Below are 12,810 nucleotides of genomic sequence, written 5' to 3' on the forward strand. Positions count from 1 at the left end.
ATGAGGGCTTCATTTGAGGAGACGATGCATGTCCGCCACGCCGTCAGGCGCGTTGCGCCCGTTTCATCTCGCGTTTCCGGTCACGAGCCTCGAGCGCGCGCGCCGCTTCTACGGCGGCCTGCTCGGCTGCCCGGAAGGCCGCAGCTCCGATCGCTGGGTCGATTTCGATTTCTTCGGACACCAGCTCGTCGCGCACCTCGCGCCCGACGAGACGGGCCGCCCGGCCGTCAACCCGGTGGACGGCGACGACGTGCCGGTGCGCCATTTCGGCGTCGTATTGTCGATGGACGAATGGCACGCGCTCGCCGGCAAACTGAAGGCGGCCGGCACGGCTTTCGTGATCGAGCCGCACATCCGCTTCAAGGGCGAGGCCGGCGAGCAGGCGACGATGTTCTTCTTCGATCCGTGCGGCAACGCGCTGGAATTCAAGGCATTCGCCGACATCGGTCAATTGTTCGCGAAGTAGACGCATGCGAATACTGCTTTATACGCCGCATCAGGACGCGCAAGACTGGAAGCGCGACATCGAGCGCGCGCTGCCCGGCGCGCAATTGCGCGCGTGGACGCCCGGCGACGACGCGCCTGCCGATTACGCGCTCGTCTGGCGCGCGCCGCGCGCGTTCTTCGCGCCTCGCGCGGATCTGAAGGCCGTGTTCAATCTCGGCGCGGGCGTCGACGCGGTGCTCGCGCTCGAACGCGCGCATCCGGGCATGCTGCCGCGCGACGTGCCGCTCGTGCGCCTCGAGGACGCCGGGATGGCGCGGCAGATGGTCGAATACACGACGCACGCGGCGCTGCGCTATCTGCGCCGCTTCGACGAATATGCGCTGTTGCAGCGCGAGCGCCGCTGGCAGGCGCTCGCGCCGCATCCGCGCGACACGTTCGTCGTCGGCGTGCTGGGGCTCGGCGCGTTGGGCGCCGAAGTCGCGCGCGCGCTCGCGGCGCTCGGGCTGCCGGTGCGCGGCTACAGCCGCGCGGCGAAGACGCTCGGCGGCATCGCGACGTTCGCGGGCGTCGCGCAGCTCGACGCGTTCCTCGACGGCGTGAAGCTGCTCGTGAACCTGCTGCCGAGCACCGCCGACACCGACGGCATCCTGAACGCACGCGCGTTCGCGAAGCTCGCGCACGGCGCGTATCTCGTGAACATTGCGCGCGGCGCGCATCTCGTCGAAGCGGATTTGCTCGACGCGCTCTCGAGCGGCCGCATCGCCGCGGCGACGCTCGACGTGTTCGCGACCGAGCCGCTGCCTGAAGATCACCCGTTCTGGCGCGAGCCGCGAATCGTGATCACGCCGCACTGCTCGGCGGATACACTGCGCGCCGAAGCGGTCGAGCAGATCGCCGCGAAGATCGGCGCGCTCGAGCGCGGCGAGCCGATCGGCGGCGTCGTCGACCGCGCACTCGGCTATTGACCGCGGCGGCCCGCGAATACGCTCGCAGGAAAATCCCATGCAGCGATCCATTCATCAGAAGACAGGAATCAGGAGACTCGGATGACGCTCCCCCAATCCGTGAAGATCGTCGAAGTCGGCCCGCGCGACGGGCTGCAGAACGAGCAGGCGTTCGTGCCGACCGACGTCAAGATCGATCTTGTGAACCGGCTGTCGCGCGCCGGTTTCCGCAACATCGAGGCGGCGTCGTTCGTGTCGCCGAAATGGGTGCCGCAGATGGCCGACGGCGCCGACGTGATGGCCGGCATCGAGCGCCGCGCGGGCACGATCTACTCGGCGCTCACGCCAAACCTGAAGGGCGTCGAGAACGCGCTCGCCGCGCGCGCCGACGAAGTCGTGATCTTCGGCGCGGCGAGCGAGGCGTTCTCGCAGCGCAACATCAACTGCAGCATCGCGGAGAGCATCGCGCGCTTCGAGCCCGTCGCGCGCGCGGCGAAGGACGCGGGCGTGCGGCTGCGCGCGAGTGTGTCGTGCGCGCTCGGCTGCCCGTATCAGGGCGACGTGCCGGTCGACGCCGTCGTCGACGTCGTGAAGCGCCTCGCCGCGCTCGGCTGCGACGAGATCGACATCGCCGACACGATCGGCGTCGGCACGCCGGGCCGCACGCGCGCGGTGCTCGACGCGGTCGCGAAGGCGTTCCCGCGCGAACGGCTGTCGGGGCACTTCCACGACACCTACGGGCAGGCGCTCGCGAACATCTACGCGGCGCTGCTCGAAGGCATCGGGATCTTCCACGCGTCGGTCGCGGGCCTCGGCGGCTGCCCGTACGCGAAGGGCGCGACCGGCAACGTCGCGACGGAGGACGTGCTGTACATGATGCGCGGCCTGAACATCGATACGGGCGTCGATCTCGGCCAGGTCGTCGCCGCCGGCGATTTCATCTCGACCGCGATCGGCCGCGCGAATGTGTCGCGCGCGGGGCGCGCGCTGCTCGCGAAGCAGCGTGCGGCCGCCGAACCGTCCGCCTGCGCGTGATCCGCGCGGCGCCCATCACACCACTACTCCACGAGGATACGAAGCGCACCCATGGCTACCCCCGCCCCCATCGACAAGCTTCCGGATTCCGCCCGTCGCGTCGCGTTGCTGCTGCGCGAGCGCGGCCATGCGAAGGGCATCGTGATGCTCGAGGAAACCGGCAAGACGTCGGCCGAAGCCGCCGCGGGTCTCGGCTGCTCGGTCGCGCAGATCGCGAAGTCGATCCTGTTCCGCCGCCGCGCCGACGGCGCGCCCGTGCTCGTCGTCGCGAGCGGCGCGAATCGCGTCGATGAGAAGAAGGTCGCCGAACACGTCGGCGAAGTCGGCCGTGCGGACGCGAAGTTCGTGCGCGACAACACCGGCTACGCGATCGGCGGCGTGTGTCCGATCGGTCATCTCGTCGAGCCCGTCATGCTGATCGATCGCGACCTGCTCAAGCTCGACAACCTGTGGGCAGCGGCCGGCCACCCGCACGCAGTGTTCAATCTGTCTCCGCAGGAGCTGGTGACGTTGACGGGCGCGCCGGTGGCCGACGTCGCGGAGCGCAGCGACGCATGAGCGACAAGACGGAGATCGGCGGCATGGCGAAGGTCGAGGGGACGCCGGGCGCGGCAGCGGCCGATGCGGCGGCAACGCATGCAGCGGCGAGCGAGGCGGCGGTGAGCGCGGTCGCCGCGAGCGAGACGACGGCTGCGCCGGGCACGAACGTGCCGTCGCCATGCACGAACGTCTGCAGGATCGATGCGAAAACCGGCTGGTGCGAAGGCTGCCGTCGCACGCGCGACGAGATCGCCGGCTGGCGCAAGTTCGACGACGACGCGAAGCGCGCAGTGCTCGCGCGGCTGGCGGCGCGGCAGACGGCCTGCGCGTGATGCGGCGCCGGCAGCGGGCCGCGCCCGCGCGCGTTGCCGCAAGCGGCAGGCACGGCGCAAAAAAATGCCGTTCAGCCAGATTGGCGAACGGCGAGCGTAATGAGAATTCTTTGGACGTGATCAACGTCACTGCGCATCATACGAGCGCCCTCGCTGCATCGCATCAGGAGTTTCCCTACAACTTTTTTGCGCGTGTCGGAATGTCTCGGTCTGGCTTCGCGTCGCGCGCGATGTCGTCTACGCGAATCAGCGTGCATCGCCCGATCGCGGCGCTGCGTCCGTCTGTCCGGAGCGCCGCCGGCGCACCGCGCATGCGTCGCGTGCGATCCCTGTCAACCGACGCGCGCCGATCGATCGGACGACACGTCGTGCGCCTCCGTCATTGCTGACGCGCCGCGCTTGCACGGCGCGCCTCGCCTCCCGATAAGCCGCCGCACGCCGCTCGACCAGCCGATGCTTTATCCGCGCTCATCGCCGCCGCCCGCCGTGACGCGCTGCGCGCATCGCCTTTCCGCCAGACGATGCTCGCCGCTCGATCGGACTGCGCCCGCGCCATTCGATGCGCACTGAAGCGAAGCGCCGATCGCCCGCGCACCGCCACGCATCCACCGCGCCGCGCACCGCCACGAACCGCCGCGCACTCCGCCCGGCACACTCAGCCCCGCGCCTCGACCCGCCGCGCCGGCACGATCCGCCAGCCGAGATTCACGCCGGCCGCCGCGAGCAGGATCAACGCCGCGCCGAACACCTGACTCCACGCGAGCGTCTGCCCGAACGCGATCCGATCGACGACGATCGCGACGACCGGATAGACGAACGAAAGCGCGCCGATCGTCGCGGTCGGCAGCTTCTGGATCGCGCCGTACAGCAACACGTACATGATCCCCGTGTTGACGACGCCGAGCACGACGAGGTCGAGCCACTGGCTCGGCGTCGCGGGCAGCGCGTCGTAGTGGACGAACGGCGCGAGCGCGAGCACGCCGACGCCCGTCTGGAACAGCGCCAGCAGATGCGGCGGCGTGCCCTTCAGATGCTTCGTGACGATCGACGACACCGCGTACAGGAACGCCGCACCGAGCGCGAGCACGACGCCTTCGAGATACTGACCGGGCACCGCGAGCACCGCGGGCTCGACGCGCACGACGAGCGCGAGCCCCGTGAACGCGAGCACGAGCCACGCGACGGCCGACGCGGTGAGCCGTTCGCGGAACACGATCGCGCCGAGCGCGACCAGCATGAACGGCTGCGTGTTGTAGACGGCCGTCGCCATCGAGATCGACGCGCGCGAGTACGCGGCGAACAGCAGCACCCAGTTCGCGACGATCGCGACGCTGCCGAGCGCGGCGAGCGCGACGACGCGCTTCGACAGCAGATCGCGGCGCAGGAAGCCGAGCGCCGCGCAGATGATCAGCATCGTCGCGCCGCCGAACAGGCAGCGAAAAAACACGACGTTCATCGGATGCTGCCGCGACGACACGACGAGCCAGCCGATCGTCCCGGACATCAGCATCGCGATCACCATTTCGAGCGCCCCGCGGCGCATATCGTTCGAAGCCATGTGAATTCTCGCGAGAGGAAAGCCTGACTTCGATTCTAGGCACTTGATTGGCCTCTCTCCATCGCTAAACTGAGTGAGATGCGTCTATCCACCTTTGAAAAGAAGGCTTCCATGCAAAAACGCCTTTCGCCGCCGCCTGCGGCGAGCACACTCGATTCGATCGACCGCGAACTGCTGCGCGCGCTCGCCGACGACGCGCGCCAACCTGTCAGCGAACTCGCGCGGCGCGTCGGGTTGTCCGCGCCGAGCACCGCGGACCGCCTGCGCCGGCTCGAAGCGCAAGGCGTGATCGCGCGCTTCACGGTCGAGCTCGATCCGCGCGCGCTCGGCTACACGCTGCAGGCGATCGTGCGCGTGAAGCCGCTGCCCGGCCAGTTGCATCTCGTCGAGGAATTGCTGCGGCGGATTCCCGAATTCGTCGAATGCGACAAGGTGACGGGCGACGATTGCTTCGTCTGCCGGCTCTATCTACGCTCGATCGAGCAGCTCGACGGGATACTCGCGAAGGTGACCGAGCGCGCGGAGACGAGCACGGCGATCGTCAAATCGACGCCCGTCGCGCGGCGCTTGCCACCACTCGTGATCGAAGAGGATTGACGCAAGCGTGGAGCGGACGCGAAGCGCAGCGCCACTCCGTGTGAAATCGACGGAAGCACCGTGCGCGCGAAAGCGGCGCGGCGCTCGCATCGGAGAAACGAGGGCTTCGGGTAACGAAGCCCGCGCCGCGGCGTCACGCCACCTCGCGCGCCTCGAAGAACGCGACGATCTCGTCGATCAGCACGACGGGCGCCTCTTCCGGGATGTAGTGTCCGCAGGCAAGCGCGCGGCCGCTCACGTCGCGCGCGACGCGCCGCCATTCGTCGAGCGGCTCGAAGCAGCGCCCGACGACGCCGTTCTCTCCCCACAGCACGCGCAACGGACACGCAACCTTGTTGCCGCGTTCGAGATCCGCGCGATCGTGATCGAGGTCGATCGTCGCCGACGCGCGATAGTCCTCGCACATCGCATGCACGGCGCCCGGCTGCCGCAGCGCTTCGCGATACGCGTGCAGCGCCTCCGGCGAGAACGGCGTGAGGCCGGCCGACCGATTGCCCATCACCGATTCGACGTACGCATCGGAGTTGCCGCCGATCAGCGTCTCCGGCAGCGGCTCGGGCTGGATCAGGAAGAACCAGTGGAAGTACGCGGTCGCGAACGCGCGATCGGTGCGCTCGTACATCGCGAGCGTCGGCGCGATGTCGAGGAGCAGCATCCGCTCGACCGCGTCCGGATGGTCGAGCGCCATCCGATGCGCGACGCGCGCACCGCGATCGTGCGCGCACACATGGAAGCGCGGGAAGCCGAAGTGACGCATCACCGCGACCTGATCGGCCGCCATCGCACGCTTCGAATACGGCGCGTGCCGCGCATCGCTCGCCGGCTTGCCCGATGCGCCGTAGCCGCGCAGATCGGTGGCGATCACAGTGAAATGCCTGGCGAGCGTCGCAGCGACGCGATGCCAGATCACGTGCGTCTGCGGGTGGCCGTGCAGCAACAGAAGCGGCGGTCCCGAGCCTCCTTTGACGCCGAAGATGTCGACGTCCTGCGCCGTCACGCGAAACGGCGCGAACTCCTCAAACGACATGGTCTTGTTCTCTCGGATTGTTGTGATCGTTATTGTAGGAGCGCGATCGTCGCGTCATCGCCGGCATGCCCGCGCAAAGCATAGAAACAGAGCACTCATTCGACAGCCCGGCCGCAGCGCGTTCGTCGAAGCGCGTCTATAATGGCACGACCGTTCGTATTAATTCATCGCGAGCGCGCAGTCGGCACGACACTCACATAACATATCGACCGCGCGCGACGGCCCCGGCGAGGACGACGCAACGCGACGACGAACTTCACGCATTTGCCGCACGCGCGGCGACGATTCAGGAGACACCGCATGGCCCTGCCCGCCATCCTGCAAAACCTCGCGCTGCCCGTCATCGCGTCGCCGATGTTCATCGTCAGCTATCCGGAACTCGTGCTCGCGCAATGCAAGGCGGGCATCGTCGGCTCGTTCCCGGCGCTCAACGCGCGCCCGGCCGAATTGCTCGACGAATGGCTCACGCAGATCCAGGCGCAGCTCGCCGAGCACCGGGCCGCGACCCCGGACGCCGTGATCGGGCCGATCGCCGTAAACCAGATCGTCCATCAGTCGAACGTGCGGCTCGAGCACGACATCCGCGTGTGCGTCGAGCACAAGGTGCCGATCTTCATCACGAGCCTGCGCGCGCCCGCGCGCGAGATCGTCGACGCCGTGCACAGCTATGGCGGCATCGTGCTGCACGACGTGATCAACCTGCGGCATGCGCAGAAGGCGCTCGAAGCGGGCGTGGACGGCCTGATCCTCGTCGCGGCGGGCGCGGGCGGCCACGCGGGCACGACGTCGCCGTTCGCGCTCGTCGGCGAAGTCCGCAAGATCTTCGACGGCCCGATCGTGCTGTCCGGCTCGATCGCGAACGGCGGCTCGATCCTCGCCGCGCAGGCGATGGGCGCCGATCTCGCCTACATGGGCACGCGCTTCATCGCGACGCAGGAAGCGCACGCGGTCGACGGCTACAAGCACGCGATCCTCGACGCGAAGTCGGCCGACATCATCTACACCAATCTCTTCACCGGTGTGCACGGCAACTACATCCGCGAGAGCATCGTGAACGCGGGCCTCGATCCGGACGCGCTGCCCGTCGCCGACAAGTCGAAGATGAACTTCGGCAGCGACAAGGCGAAGGCATGGAAGGACATCTGGGGCGCGGGACAGGGCGTCGGGCTGATGGACGACGTTCCGTCCGTCGCGGAGCTCGTCGCGCGGCTCAAGCGCGAATACGACGACGCGAAGACGCGGCTCGGGATTCGCGCGTAATCGTCGCCGCCGTGCTCGGTCGTCGCCGTGCGTGTCGGGCGGCGTGCGTGTCGGGCGGCGTGCGTGTCGGGCGGCGTGCGTGTCGGGCGGCGTGCGTGTCGGGCGGCGCGCGATTCACGCGGCGCCGCAGGCGCGAGGCATGCATGATGCGCATGCGAAGCACAGGCGACGGGCGATGCGCCGCATCGAAGCATTAAATCAAATCGAATCGAATCGCCCCGGCGTCGAACGCGAATCAACAAGCGGTAAACAACAAAACCCTCGCCACGCGAGGGTTCGTCTTCAGTCTGAGCGCGGCCCCGCCGGTCCGCGTTTTTTGTCGATGCGCGGCGCTCGTACCACGCTCGCGTTACCCGAGCCGCTTCATCCGCGGCATCGTGAGCTGCCGCAGCCGCTCGTCGATCGACGGGCACAGCGACTGGCCGGCGAAGCGGTCCGCGAGGAAATCGACGAACGAGCGCACCTTCGCCGACACGTGGCGACGGCTCGCATACACCGCATAGATCGGCAGCTCGCGCGGCGGCAGCGCGTCGAGCAACAGCGGCACGAGGCGGCCGGACTCGATGTCCTCGCCGACCACTTCGGTGCCGAGGAGCGCGACGCCCGAGCCGCCCAGCACGGCGACGCGCAGTCCCTCGAGATGATTGACGATCACGTTGCCCGACAGCGGCATGCGCGACGCGGCCGCGACATCGGCGATCGTCGCGTCGAGCAGCGTCTCGTTCGGCTCGCGGCGAATGATGTTGTGCTGCTGGAGATCGGCGATCGTCGTCGGCGTGCCGTGCTTCGCGAGATACTCGGGCGACGCGACGAGCAGGATGTGCGCGGTCGCGATCTGCCGCGCGACGAGCGACGACGACTTCATGCCGGCGGGCGCCGCGCGCACCGCGACGTCGTAGCCTTCGTCGATCAGTTCGACGACGCGATCGGACAGCGTGATCTCGACCGTCACGTCCGGGTAGCGCTCCGCGTACGACGTCACCGCGTCCATCACGTGCCGCAGCCCGAACGCGGACAGCGACGTCACGCGCAGCCGCCCTTGCGGCACGACGCTCGCGGCGCCCACTGCCTGCCCGGCCTCGTCGAGTTCGGTGAGCGCCTGCACGAGCCGCTCGTAGTATTCGCGCCCCGCCTCCGTCGGCGCGACGCGGCGCGTCGTGCGATGCAAGAGACGTGCGCCGAGCTGGTGCTCGAGATGCATCACGTGCTTGCTCGCCATCGCCGCCGACATCTCCATGCGCTCAGCCGCGCCGACGAAGCTGCCGACTTCGACGACGTAGCGAAACACATTCATGCTGACGAGGGTATCCATCCAGAATGCTCACAATCGAGGGGAATTATGCAATCGCAAGCAACTGTAACAAAGCTGGAGAATTGAAAACGTCAAAAAAGGCAAAACGGCGCCATTTAGTGTGACGCCGCTCACTTTTTCGTGCATTGCCCGAGCGACGCGCGCCCGGGTTCCGAATCGTTAGAACTTCGCACGAATTCCCGCGCCGAACGTGTCGCCGCTCGACATGCCCGAGTAGCGATCGTTCATGTATGCGGCATACACGTCGGTGCGCTTCGACAGCGGATAGTCGTAGCCGAGCGCCCACGTGCGATGCGTCTGGTCGAGTCCGCCCGAGTCGCGCGAATACGCATACGATGCGAGCGCGCTGCCTGGCCCGAGCGGCACCGACACGCCGCCTTGCGCGGTGTTTACGTGCCAGCTGCCGGTGTTTTGCTCGTTCTTCGTGTACATGTATTGCGCGTAGACCTTCGCGACCTTGAAGTCGTACGACAGACCGACCTGCGCGACACCCTGGCTCTTCATGCCGGACACGAGCGCGCCGAGATCGCCCGGGCCGCCGTTGAAGTTCACGTACTGATAGACGGCCGTCGCGGCGAACGGGCCGTTCGAATAGTTCACCTGGCCGCTCCATTTCTTCGAGCGGTTGTCGCCCGCCGTGTTGCCGAACGCGTACATCGCGGCCGCGTTGAGGCCGCCGAAGGTCGGGCTCGTGTAGTCTATCGCGTTGTTCCAGCCCGAATCGCCGACGGCGCCCTGATCGGTCGCGTACGTCGGGAACGTGCCGAGGCCGAGGAACACGTGATAGACCATCGGCGAGAACACGTACGAATCGATGAACGGATTGAAGAGGATCGTCGAGATGAAGAGTTCCGTCGTCAGGCGACCCGCGCGCACCGTGCCGTACGGCGTCGCGAGTCCGACGTACGCGTTGCGGCCGAAGAACGTGTCGCCGTCGAAGCGGCCGTAGCGCCCGTTCTGCGCGCGGAAGAAATCCTCGAGCGTGAAGATCGCCTGATAGCCGCCGCCGAGATCCTCGGAGCCGCGCAGGCCCCAGTACGACGTCGACATCCCGCCGCCCTGCACGCCCCATGCGCGTTGCCCGCCCGGGAATTTCTGCGCACCGATCCATTCGTCGACCTGCCCGTAGAGTTGAACGCTCGACTGCGCGCGAACGCCCGACGCGCCCGCGGCCAGCGCCGCGACGGCGGCGCACGCGAAAGTGGTTTTCAGCGCGCGGCTGACGGATGACTTCATTGTGATCTCCAGATTGTCGTCTAACGGAAGCGAGGCGAACGGGCGGGCGACGTCCGGAAGACACGACGCCGTTCGGGGGCGTCGCCATCTTCCCGAGCCATTTTTCCGGTCAAAAAAGGAGGGACTTATTGCGGATATAGCGTCAGCGTTAACTTCCCGGCGATTTGTCGGGCGTCGGCGACGGGCGCGCCGGTTTCAAACTGACGAACGGCGCTCCTGCGCGCGACGATCGAGCGCCGGCAACGATGGCCAGCGGCAATTCGAACGCGGCGAAAACGCCGGCTTGCGCGCGTCGTCCTCGCAACGAGGCGCGAAAGATAGCGTAACCAAGGAAATGCGCGGGAGGATTTCGCGCGAGTGTCGCGAATTTGCGTCAGCCGGCGGCGCACACCCCGGCCGAATCGAGGCTCAGTTGCGGTAGAACGGCGCGAAGAACGGCAAATGCGGCGCTTCGTCCTGGCGCGGCGGAGGCGCCGGGCGGCCGCCGCGTTCCTCGTTATAGCGCGCGACGTCGGCGCGGATCGAGCCGGTGCGCATCGGCACGTTGCCCGAGCCGGGCCCGTGCGGGGCCTGGCGCGCTTCGGCACTGATCGGCCGGTACGGGTTTTGCGCCGCGTAGCGGCCGTACGACGGCGTCGGACGCAGCCCCCAGCGCTGGCGGTAGCCGTTCACGCCGATCCGCGCTTCGCGGCCTTGCGGCGCCGCGTGCATGGAGCCGGGCGCGCCGCGCCAGCCGCCCGCGCCGCCCGCCGCGTACGGTGCGCCGCCGCGACCGCCGCCGAAGCCGGGCCCGCCGCCATGCGGCGGCTGCGCGAAGACGAGCGTTGCCGCGAGCGCGCACATCACGCTCGCCGCCCATTGCCCGATCTTCCGTATTGCCCGTTCCGTCGTCATGATTGGTCTACCGCTTGCTTTTCTGCCCCGCGCGCACCCGAATCGCGCGCGAAAGGCTTTCAGCGGTAATTTATGGGCGGGGCGAAATCGTGTCGAGCGCAAAAGTGTTAGACCAAAAGCATCGGTGTAACACCGTGTTACTGCACGGCTTTTCGGGAATTCCGCGCCGTTTTGCACCCGTCGCGCGCCGCCCGTTTTTGACGTTTCCGCCGTAAGGTAGCGACGCGCCGGCAACGTGCATCGACATGCATTCGAATCATTAATCGATTCTTCGAATGAATTTGCCTATTCAATCGCCGGCCGCGACAATATCAAGCCGACAATCGCTGCGCTGTCCGCCCGCAGGCCGCCGGCGCTTTCACCGCATTCGCCCGAGATCCGAAATGGCGCGCTCCCGCTTCATTCCCGACAACTTCACGCTCGCGCTCGTCGGCACCGTCGTGCTCGCGAGCTTCCTGCCGTGCCGCGGCGAGGCCGCGCATGTATTCAACTGGGCGACCAACATCGCGGTCGGCCTCCTCTTCTTCCTGCACGGCGCGAAGCTGTCGCGCGAGGCGATCATCGCGGGCGCGACGCACTGGCGGCTGCACGCCGTCGTGCTGCTCAGCACGTTCGCGCTCTTCCCGCTTCTCGGGCTCGCGCTCAAGCCCGTCCTCACGCCGCTCGTCACGCCCGCGCTCTACGCCGGCGTGCTGTTCCTCTGCACACTGCCGTCGACCGTCCAGTCGTCGATCGCGTTCACGTCGATCGCGAAAGGCAACGTGCCCGCCGCCGTCTGCTCGGCGTCCGCATCGAGCCTGCTCGGCATCTTCGTCACGCCCGCGCTCGTCGGCCTGATGATCACGTCACAGGGCACGGGCGCGACGGCGTCGCCGTGGAGCACGATCGGCGCGATCGTGATGCAACTGCTCGTGCCGTTCATCGCCGGCCAGCTGCTGCGCCCCGTGATCGGCCGCTGGATCGAGCGCAACCGCGGCGTGCTGCGCTTCGTCGATCAAGGCTCGATCCTGCTCGTCGTCTACGTCGCGTTCAGCGAAGCAGTGAACGAAGGGCTCTGGCACCAGATTCCGCCGATCGCGCTCGCGGGCCTCATCGTCGTCAACGTCGTGCTGCTCGCGATCGCGCTCGCGGTCACAGCGCTCGTCAGCAAGCGGCTCGGCTTCAATCGCGCGGACCAGATCACGATCATCTTCTGCGGATCGAAGAAGAGCCTCGCGGCCGGCGTGCCGATGGCGAAGGTGATCTTCGCCGCGCACGCGGTCGGCGCGGTCGTGCTGCCGCTGATGCTGTTCCATCAGATCCAGTTGATGACCTGCGCGGCGCTCGCGCAGCGCTGGGGCGCTCGCGACACGAGCCGCGAGCGGGAGACGGGCGCGCACGGCGGCGGGTCGATCGGCCCGGGCGCGAGCGCCGGGGCGGCGAAGCGCTGAGCGCGACGGGGCGCGCGCGGCGAAGCGAGTTGCTTCGGCCGCGGCGCCGCGCTTGTTTGGCTTCGCAGCCTTCGCAGCCTCCCCCGCCTTTCCGCCTTTCCGCCTTTCCGCCTTTCCGCCTTTCCGCCTTTCCGCCTTTCCGCCTTTCCGCCTTTCCGCCTTTCCGCCTTTCCGTTTCCCCATTTCTCTCCTCGTCGT

General features: G+C 67.9%; 13 protein-coding genes. 8 read left to right on the forward strand and 5 right to left on the reverse strand.

Annotated elements, in window-relative coordinates; all coding sequences use genetic code 11:
• Positions 1-28 precede the first annotated feature (28 nt).
• From WS69_RS17260 to WS69_RS17280, 5 genes are all read left to right on the forward strand, one after another.
• Entirely contained in the window at positions 29-466 is a 438-nt protein-coding gene (locus tag WS69_RS17260; protein ID WP_059471916.1) for a VOC family protein, read from the forward strand.
• Between the two features lie 4 nt (positions 467-470).
• The gene (locus tag WS69_RS17265; protein WP_059471917.1) at positions 471-1,412 is read left to right on the forward strand and encodes a 2-hydroxyacid dehydrogenase; all 942 of its coding nucleotides are present in this window, start codon (positions 471-473) and stop codon (positions 1,410-1,412) included.
• An 81-nt stretch (positions 1,413-1,493) separates the two neighbouring features.
• Entirely contained in the window at positions 1,494-2,426 is a 933-nt protein-coding gene (locus WS69_RS17270) for a hydroxymethylglutaryl-CoA lyase (protein ID WP_059471918.1), read from the forward strand.
• Positions 2,427-2,477: 51 nt separating this feature from the next.
• A complete protein-coding gene (locus WS69_RS17275) occupies positions 2,478-2,984 on the forward strand; it encodes a YbaK/EbsC family protein (protein WP_059471919.1) in 507 nt (168 codons plus the stop codon).
• Positions 2,981-3,298: a DUF1289 domain-containing protein gene (locus WS69_RS17280; RefSeq protein ID WP_059471920.1), complete on the forward strand. Its 318-nt coding sequence runs from the start codon at positions 2,981-2,983 to the stop codon at positions 3,296-3,298. Before WS69_RS17275 ends, WS69_RS17280 begins: the two co-directional genes overlap by 4 nt.
• Positions 3,299-3,953: 655 nt before the next feature.
• Here WS69_RS17280 and WS69_RS17285 read toward each other — a convergent pair.
• Entirely contained in the window at positions 3,954-4,856 is a 903-nt protein-coding gene (locus WS69_RS17285) for a DMT family transporter (protein ID WP_059471921.1), read from the reverse strand.
• A gap of 111 nt (positions 4,857-4,967) precedes the next feature.
• Here WS69_RS17285 and WS69_RS17290 point away from each other — a divergent pair, with 111 nt between their 5' ends.
• On the forward strand, positions 4,968-5,453 hold the full coding sequence (locus WS69_RS17290; protein ID WP_059471922.1) for an Lrp/AsnC family transcriptional regulator: 486 nt from the start codon (positions 4,968-4,970) through the stop codon (positions 5,451-5,453).
• A gap of 133 nt (positions 5,454-5,586) precedes the next feature.
• Here WS69_RS17290 and WS69_RS17295 read toward each other — a convergent pair whose 3' ends face one another.
• Complete coding sequence (locus WS69_RS17295; protein WP_059471923.1) at positions 5,587-6,480, reverse strand: alpha/beta fold hydrolase; 894 nt, start codon at positions 6,478-6,480, stop codon at positions 5,587-5,589.
• Positions 6,481-6,780: 300 nt separating this feature from the next.
• Between WS69_RS17295 and WS69_RS17300 the strand changes: the two genes are divergently transcribed.
• Positions 6,781-7,740, forward strand: coding sequence for an NAD(P)H-dependent flavin oxidoreductase (locus tag WS69_RS17300; RefSeq protein WP_059471924.1), 960 nt, complete (start codon positions 6,781-6,783; stop codon positions 7,738-7,740).
• A gap of 349 nt (positions 7,741-8,089) precedes the next feature.
• Here the strand turns inward: WS69_RS17300 and WS69_RS17305 are convergent, their stop codons facing one another.
• The 3 genes from WS69_RS17305 to WS69_RS34185 all read right to left on the reverse strand — a co-directional run bounded on the left by WS69_RS17305 (position 8,090) and on the right by WS69_RS34185 (position 11,182).
• Positions 8,090-9,052, reverse strand: a complete 963-nt coding sequence (locus tag WS69_RS17305; RefSeq protein WP_059471925.1) for a LysR family transcriptional regulator — start codon at positions 9,050-9,052, stop codon at positions 8,090-8,092.
• A 159-nt stretch (positions 9,053-9,211) separates the two neighbouring features.
• Entirely contained in the window at positions 9,212-10,288 is a 1,077-nt protein-coding gene (locus tag WS69_RS17310) for a porin (protein ID WP_059471926.1), read from the reverse strand.
• Positions 10,289-10,696: 408 nt separating this feature from the next.
• Positions 10,697-11,182 carry a hypothetical protein gene (locus WS69_RS34185; protein WP_059471927.1) on the reverse strand — a complete coding sequence of 162 codons (486 nt, stop codon included), beginning with the start codon at positions 11,180-11,182 and terminating at the stop codon, positions 10,697-10,699.
• 383 nt (positions 11,183-11,565) lie between these two features.
• Between WS69_RS34185 and WS69_RS17320 the strand changes: the two genes are divergently transcribed.
• Positions 11,566-12,612, forward strand: a complete 1,047-nt coding sequence (locus WS69_RS17320; protein WP_059471928.1) for a bile acid:sodium symporter family protein — start codon at positions 11,566-11,568, stop codon at positions 12,610-12,612.
• Positions 12,613-12,810: the final 198 nt, after the last annotated feature.

This window comes from Burkholderia sp. BDU5 (genome assembly GCF_001522845.1).
GTDB classification, from domain to species: Bacteria; Pseudomonadota; Gammaproteobacteria; order Burkholderiales; family Burkholderiaceae; genus Burkholderia; species Burkholderia mayonis.

What these genes read in the sequence shown, in the direction of transcription:
- WS69_RS17260 (WP_059471916.1), top strand. Translation starts at nt 29, where the DNA reads ATGTCCGCCACGCCGTCAGGCGCGTTGCGCCCGTTTCATCTCGCGTTT.
- WS69_RS17265 (WP_059471917.1), top strand. Translation starts at nt 471, where the DNA reads ATGCGAATACTGCTTTATACGCCGCATCAGGACGCGCAAGACTGGAAG.
- WS69_RS17270 (WP_059471918.1), top strand. Translation starts at nt 1,494, where the DNA reads ATGACGCTCCCCCAATCCGTGAAGATCGTCGAAGTCGGCCCGCGCGAC.
- WS69_RS17275 (WP_059471919.1), top strand. Translation starts at nt 2,478, where the DNA reads ATGGCTACCCCCGCCCCCATCGACAAGCTTCCGGATTCCGCCCGTCGC.
- WS69_RS17280 (WP_059471920.1), top strand. Translation starts at nt 2,981, where the DNA reads ATGAGCGACAAGACGGAGATCGGCGGCATGGCGAAGGTCGAGGGGACG.
- WS69_RS17285 (WP_059471921.1), bottom strand. Translation starts at nt 4,856, where the DNA reads ATGGCTTCGAACGATATGCGCCGCGGGGCGCTCGAAATGGTGATCGCG.
- WS69_RS17290 (WP_059471922.1), top strand. Translation starts at nt 4,968, where the DNA reads ATGCAAAAACGCCTTTCGCCGCCGCCTGCGGCGAGCACACTCGATTCG.
- WS69_RS17295 (WP_059471923.1), bottom strand. Translation starts at nt 6,480, where the DNA reads ATGTCGTTTGAGGAGTTCGCGCCGTTTCGCGTGACGGCGCAGGACGTC.
- WS69_RS17300 (WP_059471924.1), top strand. Translation starts at nt 6,781, where the DNA reads ATGGCCCTGCCCGCCATCCTGCAAAACCTCGCGCTGCCCGTCATCGCG.
- WS69_RS17305 (WP_059471925.1), bottom strand. Translation starts at nt 9,052, where the DNA reads ATGGATACCCTCGTCAGCATGAATGTGTTTCGCTACGTCGTCGAAGTC.
- WS69_RS17310 (WP_059471926.1), bottom strand. Translation starts at nt 10,288, where the DNA reads ATGAAGTCATCCGTCAGCCGCGCGCTGAAAACCACTTTCGCGTGCGCC.
- WS69_RS34185 (WP_059471927.1), bottom strand. Translation starts at nt 11,182, where the DNA reads ATGACGACGGAACGGGCAATACGGAAGATCGGGCAATGGGCGGCGAGC.
- WS69_RS17320 (WP_059471928.1), top strand. Translation starts at nt 11,566, where the DNA reads ATGGCGCGCTCCCGCTTCATTCCCGACAACTTCACGCTCGCGCTCGTC.